The organism is Pseudomonas juntendi, assembly GCF_021560075.1.
Lineage (GTDB): Bacteria > Pseudomonadota > Gammaproteobacteria > Pseudomonadales > Pseudomonadaceae > Aquipseudomonas > Aquipseudomonas juntendi.
The window spans coordinates 2,638,544-2,653,362 of record NZ_CP091088.1 but is presented as its reverse complement, the minus strand read 5'-3'; the positions used below and the strand labels follow the sequence as shown (position 1 = coordinate 2,653,362).

Annotated in this window: 10 protein-coding genes and 3 pseudogenes; 3 read left to right on the top strand and 10 right to left on the bottom strand. The window is 61.1% G+C overall.

Translation table 11 applies throughout. From position 1 onward, the window contains the following. Complete coding sequence (locus L1P09_RS12350; RefSeq protein ID WP_235768905.1) at positions 1-2,355, top strand: FdhF/YdeP family oxidoreductase; 2,355 nt, start codon at positions 1-3, stop codon at positions 2,353-2,355. A 123-nt stretch (positions 2,356-2,478) separates the two neighbouring features. On the opposite strand, the gene L1P09_RS12345 is transcribed toward L1P09_RS12350, so the two are convergent. The 9 genes and pseudogenes from L1P09_RS12345 to L1P09_RS12305 form a co-directional block, all read right to left on the bottom strand. Next, a complete protein-coding gene (locus tag L1P09_RS12345) occupies positions 2,479-2,970 on the bottom strand; it encodes a DUF1543 domain-containing protein (RefSeq protein ID WP_192440016.1) in 492 nt (163 codons plus the stop codon). Positions 2,971-3,089: 119 nt separating this feature from the next. Next, on the bottom strand, positions 3,090-3,434 hold the full coding sequence (locus tag L1P09_RS12340) for a hypothetical protein (protein WP_054906098.1): 345 nt from the start codon (positions 3,432-3,434) through the stop codon (positions 3,090-3,092). Then, a pseudogene (locus tag L1P09_RS12335) lies at positions 3,431-4,129 on the bottom strand (GTP-binding protein); the annotation flags it as partial. The gene L1P09_RS12340 and the pseudogene L1P09_RS12335, both read right to left, overlap by 4 nt. A gap of 26 nt (positions 4,130-4,155) precedes the next feature. Beyond that, positions 4,156-4,497, bottom strand: a pseudogene (locus tag L1P09_RS12330) (SDR family oxidoreductase); the annotation flags it as partial. A gap of 6 nt (positions 4,498-4,503) precedes the next feature. Next, a pseudogene (locus L1P09_RS12325) lies at positions 4,504-4,882 on the bottom strand (MFS transporter); the annotation flags it as partial. Positions 4,883-4,935: 53 nt separating this feature from the next. Next, positions 4,936-7,359 carry a TonB-dependent siderophore receptor gene (locus L1P09_RS12320; RefSeq protein ID WP_192440015.1) on the bottom strand — a complete coding sequence of 808 codons (2,424 nt, stop codon included), beginning with the start codon at positions 7,357-7,359 and terminating at the stop codon, positions 4,936-4,938. A gap of 108 nt (positions 7,360-7,467) precedes the next feature. Further along, positions 7,468-8,391, bottom strand: a complete 924-nt coding sequence (locus L1P09_RS12315; protein ID WP_110676434.1) for a FecR domain-containing protein — start codon at positions 8,389-8,391, stop codon at positions 7,468-7,470. Then, positions 8,388-8,903 (bottom strand): sigma-70 family RNA polymerase sigma factor, encoded by a 516-nt coding sequence (locus tag L1P09_RS12310; RefSeq protein ID WP_054906103.1) that lies wholly within the window; start codon positions 8,901-8,903, stop codon positions 8,388-8,390. Before L1P09_RS12310 ends, L1P09_RS12315 begins: the two co-directional genes overlap by 4 nt. Positions 8,904-9,534: 631 nt before the next feature. Next, a complete protein-coding gene (locus L1P09_RS12305) occupies positions 9,535-9,900 on the bottom strand; it encodes a histone-like nucleoid-structuring protein, MvaT/MvaU family (protein ID WP_009684832.1) in 366 nt (121 codons plus the stop codon). A 216-nt stretch (positions 9,901-10,116) separates the two neighbouring features. Between L1P09_RS12305 and L1P09_RS12300 the strand changes: the two genes are divergently transcribed. Both L1P09_RS12300 and L1P09_RS12295 read left to right on the top strand, forming a co-directional pair. Continuing rightward, a complete protein-coding gene (locus L1P09_RS12300; protein ID WP_009684831.1) occupies positions 10,117-10,524 on the top strand; it encodes a DUF2946 family protein in 408 nt (135 codons plus the stop codon). Positions 10,525-10,602: 78 nt separating this feature from the next. Next, the gene (locus L1P09_RS12295; protein WP_235768904.1) at positions 10,603-12,654 is read left to right on the top strand and encodes a TonB-dependent receptor; all 2,052 of its coding nucleotides are present in this window, start codon (positions 10,603-10,605) and stop codon (positions 12,652-12,654) included. Between the two features lie 70 nt (positions 12,655-12,724). On the opposite strand, the gene L1P09_RS12290 is transcribed toward L1P09_RS12295, so the two are convergent. Then, the gene (locus tag L1P09_RS12290) at positions 12,725-14,776 is read right to left on the bottom strand and encodes a TonB-dependent receptor (RefSeq protein WP_054906189.1); all 2,052 of its coding nucleotides are present in this window, start codon (positions 14,774-14,776) and stop codon (positions 12,725-12,727) included. Between the last annotated feature and the right edge of the window lie 43 nt (positions 14,777-14,819).

The window sequence follows — 14,819 nt, the reverse complement described above, 5'->3', positions numbered from 1 at the left end:
ATGAAGATGATCCACGGCACATCACATTTTCGGCCCTATACCTCTGCAGCGGGCGGCTGGGGGTCGGCCCACTCCGTGCTGAATGTCCTTTGGCGCGAGCAGGCACTGATCAAAGGCACAACCGCCCTGCTCAAGCTGAACAAGCCCAAGGGTTTCGCCTGCGTGAGCTGTGCCTGGGCCAAGCCAGGCGACCCTCATGCCCTGGAATTTTGCGAGAATGGTGCCAAGGCCACGGCATGGGAATTGACGTCACGACGCACCTCGCCCGATTTTTTCAGGGCCCACTCCTTGACCGAGTTGCGCGGCTGGTCGGACTTTGACCTGGAGCAGCATGGCCGGTTAACCCACCCAATGCGTTACGACAAGCACACTGATCGCTACCAGGTCGTGACCTGGGAGCAAGCCTATGAAGCCATCGGCGCGCAGTTGCGCGCGCTCAGCCCCGACGAAGTCGTTTTTTATGCATCAGGGCGCGCATCGCTGGAAACATCGTTCATCTACCAGTTGTTCGCTCGTGCCTATGGCACGAACAATCTTCCCGACAGTTCCAACATGTGCCACGAAAGTACCTCGGTTGGCCTGCAGGAAAGCATCGGGGTCCCGGTTGGCACGGTCTCACTGGCCGATTTCGAGCATACCGACTGCATTCTATTCTTCGGGCAAAACGTAGGCAGCAACAGCCCGCGCATGCTTCACCCGCTTCAGGAGGTGCGCAAGCGCAACGTCCCGATCATCACCTTCAACCCGATCCGGGAACGTGGTCTGGAGCGTTTTGTAAACCCCCAGTCCCCCACTGAAATGCTCGGTCCGCAATCCACAGTCATCAGCACTCAATACCACCAAGTGGCCATCGGCGGTGACACCGCTGCCGTCATGGGGGTGGCCAAGGCGCTTCTGGAAATGGAGGAAAGGTCCAAAAGCAATGGCGAGCCGCCGGTGCTCGATCACGATTTTCTCGCACAACATACGGACGGCCTGGGCCATTTCATGGAGCGGGTGCGGCAATACACATGGGCTGAACTGGAGCGACGGTCCGGCCTGAGCCGAAGCGCGATGGAGGCCACGGCCACCGTTTACGCGCGCAGCAAGAAAGTGATGATCGTCTATGGCATGGGCATGACCCAGCATCGGCACGGGGTGGCCAACGTGCAGATGCTGGTGAATCTGCTATTGCTGCGCGGGAATATCGGTAAACCAGGGGCTGGTATCTGCCCGGTCAGAGGGCACTCGAACGTACAGGGCCAACGCACGGTAGGCATCACCGAGGACCCTGCGAAAGTACCCAGGGAGAAGATCGAGTCGCTGTTCGGCTTCAAGATTCCGGAGCACAAGGGCCTGGCGACGGTCGACACCTGCGAGGGCGTTCTCAATGGCAGTGTGAAGGGGTTCATCGGGCTTGGCGGTAACTTTCTGCGGGCCGTGCCCGATACCAGCCGGGTGGAACCCGCCTGGGCCCAGCTCAGCCTCAGTGTACAGATCGCAACCAAGCTCAATCGCACCCACCTGGTCCCTGGTGAAAGCACCTGGCTGCTGCCCTGCCTGGGCAGGATCGAGATCGACCGGCAGCTTGGCGTCGAACAAACCTACACCACTGAAGACAGCACCGGCTGCATCCGCGCCTGGCGCGGCCACGCCGAACCCGCAGGAGAGCAGCTACGCTCGGAGTTGGCGATCATCGCAGAGTTGGCCCTGGCGACGCTGGGCGACACGGTCGCCATTCCCTGGGCACACTGGAAGCACGACTATGCCCTGGTTCGTGAAGCCATCAGCAAGGTTTATCCAAGTATTTTCCATGACTTCGAGACGCGGATGTGGGAGCCCGGCGGGTTCCATCGCCCGCTGGGCGTGTCACAGCGGCAATGGGCCACGCCTTCAGGGAAGGCGCAGTTCATTACCCCAGGCACGCTGGATGAAGACGACGACGTGCTGACGGGCGAAGCCGGCCGTGATGTCCTGCAACTGATGACGTTGCGCAGCAATGACCAGTTCAACACCACCGTGTACGGTTACGACGATCGCTTCAGGGGCGTAAAGGGCACGCGCAAAGTGGTGTTCCTCAACCGCAACGATATCGTCCGCCTGGGCTTCGTGCCGGGGGGCTGGGTTCGCTTGCGTACAGCTGTGGAACCGACAGTTCGCCGCGAGGCAGGCCCTTTTCAGATTATCGCCTATGACATACCGGTGGGCTGCGCCGCCGCTTACTACCCCGAGGCCAATGCGCTCGTGCCCTTGTGGCACTATGCCAAGCGAAGCAAAGTGCCCGCCGCGAAATCGGTGCCTGTCGTGCTCCTGCATGCTCGGCCCGATGCTGCAGATCTGGCACACGCCGTACCCGCAACAGATCAGGTCGTGTAGCACGCTTGAAACCGGCCCCCAGTAGCGAGGGGGCTGGCTGAAACGATGGTCATCCGTGACCCGCTGCTGCTTACAACGAGCTTGACCATGCCTCTACCAGCAAGCTGACTGCCGCGACCGTTATCAAAGGACAATGTATTGATTCCGTCGGCGTAACCCGGCATGCGGCCCCTCGACAAGGTGCACGAAACGCCCGCCCACCTGGTCAATGGGCAGGCAGTCGTCGACATCCAGCACTGCATCATTGTGAGCTTGCGACCAATGCGCCATGGCCTGTTTCTTGCCCTTCGCCATGGCCTCTCGTTTGTCCTTCGCGACCACCAGCAGATACTCGTGCGCCTCGCCAAAAGCCTGGGCGTCGTACCCGCCCAGGTTGATGAAATAGAGCCGCAGGGATTCAGCAGAAGGCGCCAGCGGGCTGAGCTCGATGCGCCAGTCGTCTACCCCATCGACCGCCATCCAGGCATCGATGTGCACGCCTTTGGGGCTGCCAAACCAACCGCCCCGTAGTTGCGGGTATGCCTGCTCCAGCGTATCCGCGGCCGCAAACACAATGTCGTGAACCTCAATCTTTGCCTGGGGGTGTTTGCCCCCAAGCAGCACCACGAAAAGCATCTAGTCGTCCACCTTGGTAAAAGTTCACCGAGCGCCGGCAGGCGCTAGGCTCCGTATCAGATCGGTTCGGCGCTGAACGCTGGCAACGTTCGCGGCCCTGGCCGCACGGTGAAAGGCCTTCACGGCTGCGCCACCAGCCGGTTGTACCAGGCAGCATAAGGGGTGTTGGTAGCCTTGTAGCGGTTGTAATCAGGGCTACCGTCATCCCACCACACCGGCCCACGCTCGCCTAATGCAACCTTGGCATCATTGACCGCTGCCCTGGCCCGCTTCAAAGCGGCTGCATCGTCGCAGGCTTTTGCCTGCTTCACGGCCCGCCGCGCCTCCATCAACGCGCCCACCAGGTGCTGGCGCGCTTCGTCTGCAAGCGCAGGGTTGCTGCAGCGCCAGAGCTGGCCGTTGACGACGAAATAGCGCCCGTCCGGCGTGCGTGGGTATTTGGCGCCGGTCTGCGACCGGCTCATCTACCCGCCCGCAAAAAATCAGCCCACTTGCGCACCAGGTAATTATGCTCATCCATCACCGAGTTCCAGACCCTGATACGGCCCACACGCTCGGCGTAGGCGCCCCCTTCGCGTAGTTGCCCAGGCTCGATCAGCGGTTCGCCATCACTGCCCAGCAACTGCTCGCGGGCTGGCTTGCCCTCGTACCAGTAATCCCACTCAGCCGCCGACAGGTGATCGCGCGCGCGCAGTGGATTGGAAATGTAGGACCCTTGCCGGGCCATCATCGGGCCTGGCCAACCTGCCAACCACCAGTTCAGGTAGGCATAGGCCGCATCTTTCACCCCACCCTCAACGGCACGGGACAACGACAGGCCACCTAACCAGCCACGATAACTCTCCCTGGGCACGGCCTGGCGGTACTGAATGCCTTCGCGGTGCAGCTGCATCAAGGCAGGCGACCAGACACTGTCGATGTGCACCAGGCGCGAGCGCCGCGCCTGCCCTGGCCACTGGCGAAGATGCACAGGCGGATGCAGGCAGTGCTGTACGCCGTGAATGACGATAGGTTGTTCAGCATCGATCACATTCAAGATCCCTTCGACCCGCAGAATTCGGTCTCCGTGGCATCTTAGCAGCATCGACAACCAAACCCCGAAGGCGAGCCAGTCCAGCGGTATGTCGTACTCCAGTGCACACACCTGGGCGCCGCCGTGGTGCGGCTGCCCACACATGGCTCACCTCAAGGCATTACATCGCCGGGATTGGGGTTAAGGGTTTGCCCGACGAACAGGTTGCCGCCAGGCTCGCTCGCCAACAGCACGGCGATCCGTGCCACTTCTTCAGCCTTGCCGAAGCGGCCCAACGGCAGCTCCTTGGCCTTGGCAACCTTCCACGCCTGGCTGATCCCCTTCACCAGCGGGGTTTCAAAACGGATGCCCCTGGGGGCAAATTCCACCGCCAGGGAGCGGCACAGCCCGGGCACCCCAGCCTTGGCCGCTGCGTAATGCGCGTGGTCCTGCCAGCCATACACGCCACCGGCAATCGACGAAATGGCCACCAGTGCGCCGCCTTCCCCGGCAACTCCTGGTTATTTGACTGAAAGAGGTTCGACATGCCGGGCGGCAAGCATGATCAAGCCCGACAGGAAGCAAGGCAGCGCGCCGAACCCGAGCGCCGCGCTGTGCCATTCACCGCCAGTGGACAACACGCTGGTAATCCCTAGCCCGGCGACGATGGCGCCGATCGGCCCCATGGCATGCACAATGGCGCCGGCCAATTCGGTCACCCAGCCAACCGTGAACCAGGTAGCCGATGAAGCCCACCAGGTTGGACAACACCAGGATCCACAAGGAGTTCTCGAACGACAGCTTGTGAACACTCACGATCACCGACGTGCCCAGCACGCTGAACACCTGGATAGCCGACCAGTTCAGCAGGATCGCCAGGCTCAAGAACCTGACGCGCCGGGCTATCTGCAAAGGCTGGCCTGAGGCGTCGGCGGGCCTGCACCCTCCCCGCGTTAAAAAGCGTACCGGGTGCTGAACATGACATTGCGTGGCTCACCGTAGTAGCCGGTGAAGAAGGTCGGGTCCAGGGCGCTGAAATACTGCTTGTCGAACACGTTGTTGACGTTGACAGAAGCGCTCAGCTGCCGGGTGATGTCATAACGCGCCATCACGTTGAACACGGCATACTGTTCCTGCGTCGCCTTGCCCTGGCTCGTCGTCAGGCTCATGCCACTTTGCCAGTTCAGGCCACCGCCGATAGTCAATGGGTTCAGGTCCCCTTGAAGACGGTAGGTCGTCCAGAGCTTTATCAGGTTAGCCGGTGCTTCGGTTCTGATGCGCTCATGGTCGGCATCCTTGGTAACGCTATGGCTGTAGCTTGCGCTGACATTCCAGTCCGGGAGCACTTCGCCAAAGATTTCCATGTCGATACCGCGCGTTTTCGCGCCGGCCACCGCGCGGTAGGCCGACTCGCGCACCGTGCCTTCCACGGTTTCGCCCGTGGGAACCCCCAGGTTGTCCTGTTTTATTTCATAAAGGGCAATGGCCGTGTTGACGCGGCCGTCGAAGAACTCGCTTTTCAGGCCAACTTCGTAGTTGTCCCCTTCCCTCGGCTCCAGGTTCCTGCCGTTTTGCTCTCGTAGGGCTTGGGGCTTGTAGATCGTCGTGTAGCTGGCGTACACCGAATGAATGTCATTGAGATCATACACCACCCCGGCATAAGGCGTTATGAAGCCGCTTTCACGGCTTTCGGCAGTGCTGGACGAACGCGTGTAAGGCGGGTTGTAGATGGCTTTCTTCTTGTAGCTGTAGTCACCGACACGGGCACCGACAATCAGCGACAGATCGTCCGCCGGCTTGAAGCGTGCCACCATGTACGCCGCATCCTGGCGAATCGTGGTGTCGTCATTCATCAGTTTACCGACCGATGTCGGCCGCTCGGTGTCGTTGTCCCAGCTATGGATATTGGCCGGGCGCATCTCCAGGTCGTCATCGTCCGGGTCGCTGTAGTCGTTAAACTGCGAAGCACTCAGGCCCAATACCAGTTCATGCTCGCGGCCCAGGAACTGGAACGGCCCCTGGGCCATGGCGTCCAGACCCAATTGCCGCTGGGAGCCATAGCCATCTCCCCCGTAAAGGTAGGCGCCCTCACCTGTTTCACGGTCAGGTGCCCCACCACTGAGCGAAGCCAGCGAATAGTCCCGGGTGCTGTACATGTTGTTCACGGCCAGCTTCAGTTTCCAGTCGTTGGCCAGGCCGTGCTCAAGGGTCGCGAAGGTATTGAGCGTGTTCTGCTGGCGATAGCTCCAGCGTGCCCCGGCGTTGATGGAGCGTGGGAAGTCAGTCTGCCCGCCGTCGCTGTAGAACAACGGGAAGCTGGCGAAGGATACGCCACGCGGGTCATTCTTCTGGTAGTCGAAACCGACTGTCAGCAGCGTACTGTCGGTGAGGTCAGCTTCCAGAATGCTGTAATACGTTTGTTTCTCCTGCTGGTAGTGGTCAATGAAGCTGTTGCCCTGCTGGTAAGCCATGACGGCGCGGCCGCGCAAGCGCGCATCGGTGGTCAGCGGGCCAGACACATCCACCTCGGTGCGATACGTATCCCACGAGCCTGCGCCGGCACTGACCGAGCCCTGGAACCCGGCGGTTGGCCGCTTGCGGACCAGGTTGACACTGCCAGAGGGTTCGCCGGCACCGGTCATCAAACCGGTGGCGCCCCTGACGATTTCGACCCGGTCATAGACCGAGGTATCGATCAGGCTCTGCGGGCTTGCGCTGGTTTGCACGATCAAGGTGGTCGGGATGCCATCGAACTGGTAACTGTCCAGGGCATACCCACGCGAATAGATGTTCACGCGTTCACTGTCGATGTTCTGCACGGAAAGGCCTGGCGTCTGTTTCAGCACATCGCTCAGTGTGGTGAGTTGCTGGTCTTCCATGCGCTGGCGTGTCATCACGCTGACCGTTTGCGGGGTTTCGCGCAATGACAAGGCAAGCTTGGTGGCGGCGTTGGTGGCACCCGTGGTGTAGGCGCCGGTCCCTTCCGTGATGGCGCCCAGGCCTGCTGCATCGATGGTGGTAGCGCCCAGCTGCAGGGCCCCGCCGGCTTCCATGCTGGCGAGTACGAACCGTTTTTCGCCAGCCTGCACAATGCGCAACCCGCTGCCCTGAAGCACGTGGGCGAAACCTTGCTCCACCTCGTAGCTACCGTGCAGCCCTGGCGAGCTCAAGCCCGCTGTTTGTTCCGAGCTGAAGGTGATCATTACGCCGCTGGCGGCAGCGAGCTGACTCAAGGTGGCGGCCAACGTGCCTGCGGGGATGTCATAGTCGATCGGCTTGGCCCAGGCAGGCGTTACCGCCAGTACGGCGCCAGCAAAGCACAGAGCCCGTGCTGTGGGTTGGCCGCAAAGGCCAGAAAAGAGGGGGCGTACTTGCATGAAAAGTTTCCTGTCAGCGTTGGCAATGGGTGCGTCTGATGCGCACATGCAGGTAGAGCCGAAACAGGAATGAAAATCTGTTACCCCTCTATGCAGAAAAATTCACCGTCATGCCGCCTGGCGTTCCAGCCTTACCCAGTAACGGGTCAGGCGGCGGACCCGAACCGGCAGTGAGGCCTCCAGGTTGGCCAGCGCGCCCTCGGTATCGTCGAGCAGAAAAGTGCCGGAGAGCCGCAGGCCGGCGATATCAGGCGAGCAGCTCAGCACACCGTGGCGATAGCGGGAGAGCTCGGCCAGTACCGCATCCAGGCGCCAGTCCACGGCAACCAGCATGCCGCGCGCCCACGCAGAGCCCTGTTCTGGCGCTGGCTGCAGGGGGCCTATGGTGGTTGCGCTGAAGCTCACGGCCTGCCCCGCTTCAGCGCGCAGTGCCTGGCCGAGGCCCAGTTGCGGCCTGACCCGCACGGCATGCGCTTGCACGGCAACCCGGGTAGTGCCATCGTCCTGACGCACCGTGAATCGGGTGCCGAGCGCCTCGACACGCCCCTGCGCAGTCTGCACGCTCAGGGCGCGAGGATCTTTTGCGGTATCGACCAGAATGGCACCTTGGCGCAACACGATCAGCCGTTGCTGGGCATCGAACAGCACATCCACCCGCGTGGCGGTATCCAGCACCAGTACACTGCCATCGGCCAGCGTCAGTCGCTGCCGTTGGCCGACGCCCGTGCTGTAGTCGGCTGCAAAGGGCGAAGCCCGGTAGCCTGCCCAGCCGGTTGCACCGACCCCAAGCAGCACGGCCAGCTGTTTGAGTACCGCCCTTCTATGCTGGCGTGCCTGCTCGATGGTGGTGGAGACCACGCCAGCGGGTGCCAGGCTCAAACGTTGTTGCAACCGCTCTACACGCTGCCAGGCTTGTGCATGCACGGGGTCGGCATCCAGCCAGGCCTGCCATTGCGCGCGGGTGGCCTGGGTGGCGCTGCTGTCATTGAGGCGAACATGCCATTCAACCGCCTGGGCCAGTACCTGGTTCATTCGCCATCCATCAACAGGCAGTGCATCAGGCCCTTGGCCAGGTGCTTGCGCACGGTGCTGACCGACACATTGAAACGCTCGGCGGTCTTCTCATACGTCAGCCCATCCAGTTGCACAGCAAGGAATATTTGCCGTGTACGCAGCCCCAGGCCGTCGAGCATGCGGTCTATGGCCAGCAGGCTTTCCAGAATGATTGCCCGGGTTTCGGCACAGGGCGCATGAACGTCCGGCCTGGACGCCAATGCTTGCAGGTACGCCTGCTCCAGGCTGCGGCGGCGATACAGGTCGATGACCAACCCGCGCGCGATGGTCGCCAGGTAATGACGCGGTTGCTGCAGCGAATGGGCGGTGCGCGCGACCATTACCCGTACGAACGTGTCCTGGGCGAGATCGGCAGCATCCGCCGAATTACTCAAACGTTCGCGCAACCAGCCGCGTAGCCACGTATTGTGATCCCGATACAGTCTGTGCAGGTGTTGATGGTGCGTCGTTTCCGTGACCGATCCGGACATCTTGTTACCCACGCGAAAACGAGAATAGGAATTCATCGCGATTGTAATGGGCTTGTATCTCGCTGGGAAGCTGACCCTGGAAAATCGGCACAAACGCCAGGCAGCAGAGAACCTTCGCTAGCGGGACGTTCACTTGAGTGTGAGTAACACCCAATGGGGCTGCTGCGCAGCCAATCGCCGGCGAGCCAGCTCCTACAGGACCGTGCAATGCTTGAGGGCTGTGCTGTTCCTGTGGGAGATTCTATGGTTCCTGGCAAGGGTAGCCGGAGCATCTTCAGCGCCTGTGAGATCGAACGCCGCCCGCGCGGCGCATCGCGAGCTGCGCTCGCTCCTACGTTTGTTTCGGGCCAGTAACCCCTGTGCCAGATGCGCGCGGCCGCCTTGTTCGTACGACGCGATTTTGAGGCATGCGCCAAGGCGTTCGCGCGCAAATCCCACAGGAATAATTGGCCCGAAACAAACGTAGGAGCGAGCGCAGCTCGCGATGCGCCGCGCGGGCGGCGCTCGCTCTAACAGGCGCTGCATACCTTGTGGCAAACACCTGTCAGCCCTGATGCGATCCCCGTGGGAGCTGGCTTGCCGGCGATGGGGCACAAAGCGGCCCCACTTGATCAGTTGTGCGCGGTACGAGTTAGCGGGCGACCCAACTTTCGACTTCATCAGCGCCGTATTGCTGCTTCCACTCTTTCAACTGGCGGTGATTGCCGCCTTTGGTCTCGATAACTTCGCCAGAGTGCGGGTTCTTGTATTGCTTGACCTGTCGGGCACGACGCGGTGCTTTCGCTGTGGCAGCAGGTGCTGACTGACGGTTGGCCTGCGGATCGAGCAAATTGATGATGTCCCGCAGGCTGTATCCATATTCGGCGAGCAGGTCGCGTAGTTTTGTCTCAAACTCGATTTCTTTTTGCAGCTCGGACGAGCCTTTGAGCGCTTCAAGTTCAGCCAATTGCTGGGCCAGTTTTTGTTCAAGCTGACGAAACTCTGCCAGACGCGACATGTACTTACTCCGAAGTGGGTGGGGTGCTAGTTAGAGAATCCTAACGCGGTTCAAGTTCAAACCCAAATGACAATGAGCTCCAGCCCTGCGCAAGTTCTGTAATGGCGCCAGACACGACAGCGGTCATTAGCGCATGCGACAAAATAGCGCGTCACGGAACTTGAACTGCCCGTCACCGATACGGCTTAATGCGCGCGACGTTTTCATGGGTGATTCATGCTTTCAAGAGCGCGTGCGCATCTCTGTCTGTTCGCCTGCTTCGCCGTGCTGTTCAACCTGCTGGCGATGCCGCTTGACCGTGCCTTGCAAACACCCCGCGTCGACAGCCAATCCCTGATTCTCGGTAGCTTTTGCAGCCTGCACGGTGCACAGAGCCTGCCCAAGTCACTGCTGGCCCAGCTCAAGGCCGAGTTGCCACAACTCGATGAACAGCCGGACACGAAACACCAGGCGGGCGACTGCTGCTGTGGCCATGCCGGGCATAGCCTGCTGGCCAGCGACTACTATCGCCACCTGTTCCCGCGGTTCTGGCCCGATGCGCTTCTGCTCGGTGACAGCCACAGGTTGCCACTGCCGCGTGAGCAGTGGCCAAAGCTCAACCCCCGCGCCTCTCCCCTGGCCTGACCCGTCGCTGATTGCCAACAGCTGCCCCGTGACCTGCGGTGTGCAGCCCTGCCCGACTGTCTAGCCAGGAAACTTTCCATGCCTGCGTTCCGTTGTACCGCACGTGCTGCCTTGCCCGTGCTCGCTTTGTTCAGCCTCAGCCCCCTGACACTCGCCGTGGCCGAAACACTGCCTGCTGAAAACTCCACCCTCACCCTTGGCGCGGTCAACGTGACCAGTACCGAAAGCGGCCCGCTGGCCACCAGCAGCGTGCTCAGCTCGGTGGATATCCTGGGCGGCGACATCCTCGAGAAAATGCCGGTGGCCTACAGTTGGGAGCTGTTCAGGCGCGCGCCCGGGGTGTTGCTGACCGAATTCAACCAGGGCACCACCTCGGGCAAGCTGTCGTTTCGCGGCTTCAATGGCGAAGGCGAAGTGAACGCCGTGAAGTTGCTGATCGATGGCATCCCCAGCAACACCAACGACGGCAATATGCCCTTCATCGACTCGGTGTTTCCCATGGACATCGACAGCATCGAGGTGGTGCGTGGTACCAGCGATCCACGCTACGGCCTCAACAACATCGCCGGTAACGTCAATATCCACACCCGCACCGGGGGCAACTACAACAAGGCGCGCCTGCGCTATGGCAGCTTCAATACGCGTGAGGTGCAACTGGCCAAGGGCATCGAGACCAGCAATTGGACGCAGAACTACTTCTTCGCTCGCCAGCAGGTTGATGGCTACCGTAACCATGCCGATACCGAGCGCTACAGCTTCGGCGGCAAGTGGTTCTACACCCCCGACGATGGCAGCTACCGCCTTGGTCTGATTGCCCGTCACTACGAGTCAGAAGCTCAGGAGGGGGGCTACCTGACCGAGGATGACGCCCGCCATCATCCGCGCATGAGCAATGACTACAACGCCACGGACAAGGGGACGCGGCGGATGAACCAAGTCAGCGTACACTTCGATACCGACCTGGCCGACACCCTTTCATGGTCAGCCAAGACCTACCTCAATACCTTCGACGATCGTCGCTGGACTCAATACTGGCGTACCAGCTCGCAACAGGAACGAGACACCTACGAAGACCAGTACGGTGCCATTACCTCGTTGACCTGGCGGCCACAGGTGGACTGGCTGCACGCCTTCGCGCTGGAAGGTGGCAGCGATGTGCAAAAGCAACAGAACCGCAGCGAGCGCTATCGCACCGTGCAGCGTGTACGCCAGGCGCAGACACGCGACCAGGACTTCGCCTTCAACACGGTCGGTGCCTACGTGCAGGCGGAGATCGAGCCGCTCCCATCGTTGAAGATCGTGCCGGCCTACCGGGTGGACAAGATCAGCGGTGACTTCACCAACAAGATGACCGGGCAGGACTACGACATCAACGACTACGGGCTGATCAAGCAGCCCAAGCTCAGCATTGTCTATTCGCCCTGGAAGTTTGCCAGCGTCTACGCCAACTGGGGCCGCACCTTCCAGGTCGGGACCGGCGCCGCAGCCTACAAGGTGCCGCCGCGCAATGAGGACCTGGCCCCTTCGATCAACGAAGGCTGGGAAACCGGCATCAAGTTCACCCCGGCCAGCTGGGTCGATGGCCGCCTCGCCTACTGGCGTCAGGACGCCTCTGGCGAAGTGAGCCGTCGCCTGAACGACCCCAGCGGGGAGTCGGACAATGTTGGTGAGACACGGCGCTGGGGCTACGACCTGCAGGTCAACCTGCACCCGAGCGAACGCACCGAGATGTGGATGTCGTACTCATGGCAATATTCGAAGATCCTTGAGCCGAGCAGCGCCTTGCCTGGCAGCAAAGGCAAAGAGATCGACCATGTGCCGCACCACCTGTGGAATACCGGCATCAACTACCAGGCTACGCCTGCCCTGCAACTGAGCGCCTGGGCAAACGGCCAGACCCACTACTACCTGGAGCGCGAGAACACCCAAGGCACCTACGGTGGCTACGTGTTGCTGAACCTGGGGGCAACCTACCAGGTCAGTGCGTCGATGAGCGTGGACCTGCAGCTGAAAAACCTGACCAACCGCTATTACGAGTACGCCTGGTACGACCCGGATGGGGCGCACGCTTCGCTGCACGCCCCCGGTGACGGGCGCGCACTCTATGCCGGTGTGACGTTCGACTTCTGATGGCAAAGCGGGCTGGCCACGGTGGCCCCGAGCAGGCGAGCAGACGCTCGCCTGTGGCACGGCCAGCCTGTTACAGGCTCATGTTCAACGACACGAATGCCGAACGGCCTGGGGCGGGCGAGAACATGGGCTGGTCGTTGCCGCCCCAGAAGAAGTTGTCGTACCAGACATATTCATATTCGCGGCCCAGCAAGTTCTTCACCTGCAGATCCACGCTGGTGGACGGGGTGATCCGGTAACTCACGCTGGCATCCACGACCACGAAGCCACCGTACTTACCCTGCTCGTTGAGCTCATCGATGTAGTAGCTACCCTGTGCCCGCCCCTGCGCGCCGAACTTCCAGTCGTCATTGTAGCGGTACTCGACGCCCACATTGCTGATGTAGCGAGGGGTGGAAAACACTTCTTTTCCTGACAGCGACTGGCCGTTGGCAGCCAGGCCCTTGACCACTTTCGCCTCCTGAACCGCGTGGGACGCCCAGACCGTCCACTGTTCATCCAGCTGTGCGCTGATCTGCATGTCCACGCCACGGCGGCGAGTTTCGCCGAGCCCCACCGTGGTACCGGTGCTGGGCATGTTCGCGACTTCATCGGTCGCATCCTGCTGCCACAGCGCAAGCCGCGCCTGGGCACCCGGGAACGGCTGGAATTTCACCCCAACCTCCTTGCCCGTGTTGATGGACGGGTCGTACGAGGCTTGCCCGGGCAGCAGGTAAGCCGGTTCCGCCGATCCGGTGAGTACCTGGAAGGTGCGCCCCCAATTGGCGTAAACGTCGATTTCGGGGGTGAGGCTGTAGATCACGCTGAGTTTCGGTTGGCGGATCCAGCCATAGTCCTGCAGGGATGCCTTGGCGCCGCCGAGCACCTCGGTGTTGCCGGAGAATTTATCCACCCGCATGGCAGGGATGATCTTCAGCGCATCGGTAGGCTGAATGACCGCCTGCACGTACCCGCCGATATTGCGCAGGGTGTAAGCGTCGTCATTTTGCACGCGCGCCGGCGGCGCGTCGAAGTCGGTTGGCACACCGTAGTTGTAGCGCAGGCGACGGTACAGGTTGTCCTGCTCTTCGTAGTTGATGCCGCCATCGAGCGTCAGCAACTCGTTGGCGCGCCAGGTGAGGTTGCTGAGCATGCCGCGCTGCTGCTCGTCCCACTGGCGTCGCTGGCGAGGTGCGTTGCCAGGCCGGTAATCGGTGAAAGTGACAGTGCGGTCATCGTTGTAGCTGTTGTAGTACAGCTTGCTGCTCAAGCTAAGGTCATCGGCCAGCTGCCAGTCACTGTGCAAACTCACCTGCTTCATGTCGCGGTCGTCACCATCATTGCCGTTCTTGGCAGGTGACTGGGTGCGGCTGGCGTGCAGTTGGTCACGGGTGAGGAAGCCCGGCTCCTGGGCTTGGTGATGATAAAGCCGGGCAATCAGCCCGACACGGAAGGTCTGGTCATCGTTGTTGACAAACCATTTGCCGCCCAACGCATATTTGTTCGAGTTGCTGTGGTCGCGGTAGCCGTTGCTGTCTTGCTTGGCGAGCATGTAGTTCTGGGCGAAGTTGCCCTCCTCGTGGCCGACTGCCAACTGCACTTCACGGGTATCGAAGCTGCCGTAGGTCACCCGGCTATCGACATAGTTGCCGCCCTGGCGTGTGGCAAAGTTGATGTTGCCACCGATGTTGTGCAGCCCATAACGCGGGTCGTTGGTACCGCGCACCACCTCGATGTATTCGATGTCCAACGGGAAAATCATGTCGATGAAGCGCTGGTTGCCGCTGTTGACGTTGCTTGGCACGCCATCGATCAACGTCTTGATGCCGTTGATGTAGCCCTCGCCGTTGAACGCACGGAAACTGACCTTGCCAGACTCTGCACCTTGGCCGGTTTCGGTCAACTGGATGCCTGGCATCTGCCCCAACAGCTGCCAGCTGTTCATCACGTTCTTGTCGCGCACCTGGTCGCTGCCAAGAACGTCGACCGAGGTCAGCACGTTTTCGGTGCTCAAGGCTACGCCAGCGGTCTGGGTGATGTTCACGTCACCGAGCGTGATGGTCGAGGTGCCGGTCTGTCCGGCGACAAGGTCAGGTGTGAACATTGCCGTGAAAATGGCAAACGATGCTTGGGGGAATCGCATGGAGAGTCCTGAGTCGGGCGTGGGTTGTTGTGTGGCAGACAAA

Excerpts from the sequence above, each read along its gene's own strand:
- L1P09_RS12315 (WP_110676434.1), bottom strand. The coding sequence starts at position 8,391 with ATGAACCAGGTACTGGCCCAGGCGGTTGAATGGCATGTTCGCCTCAAT.
- L1P09_RS12350 (WP_235768905.1), top strand. The coding sequence starts at position 1 with ATGAAGATGATCCACGGCACATCACATTTTCGGCCCTATACCTCTGCA.
- L1P09_RS12305 (WP_009684832.1), bottom strand. The coding sequence starts at position 9,900 with ATGTCGCGTCTGGCAGAGTTTCGTCAGCTTGAACAAAAACTGGCCCAG.
- L1P09_RS12345 (WP_192440016.1), bottom strand. The coding sequence starts at position 2,970 with ATGCTTTTCGTGGTGCTGCTTGGGGGCAAACACCCCCAGGCAAAGATT.
- L1P09_RS12340 (WP_054906098.1), bottom strand. The coding sequence starts at position 3,434 with ATGAGCCGGTCGCAGACCGGCGCCAAATACCCACGCACGCCGGACGGG.
- L1P09_RS12290 (WP_054906189.1), bottom strand. The coding sequence starts at position 14,776 with ATGCGATTCCCCCAAGCATCGTTTGCCATTTTCACGGCAATGTTCACA.
- L1P09_RS12320 (WP_192440015.1), bottom strand. The coding sequence starts at position 7,359 with ATGCAAGTACGCCCCCTCTTTTCTGGCCTTTGCGGCCAACCCACAGCA.
- L1P09_RS12310 (WP_054906103.1), bottom strand. The coding sequence starts at position 8,903 with ATGTCCGGATCGGTCACGGAAACGACGCACCATCAACACCTGCACAGA.
- L1P09_RS12300 (WP_009684831.1), top strand. The coding sequence starts at position 10,117 with ATGCTTTCAAGAGCGCGTGCGCATCTCTGTCTGTTCGCCTGCTTCGCC.
- L1P09_RS12295 (WP_235768904.1), top strand. The coding sequence starts at position 10,603 with ATGCCTGCGTTCCGTTGTACCGCACGTGCTGCCTTGCCCGTGCTCGCT.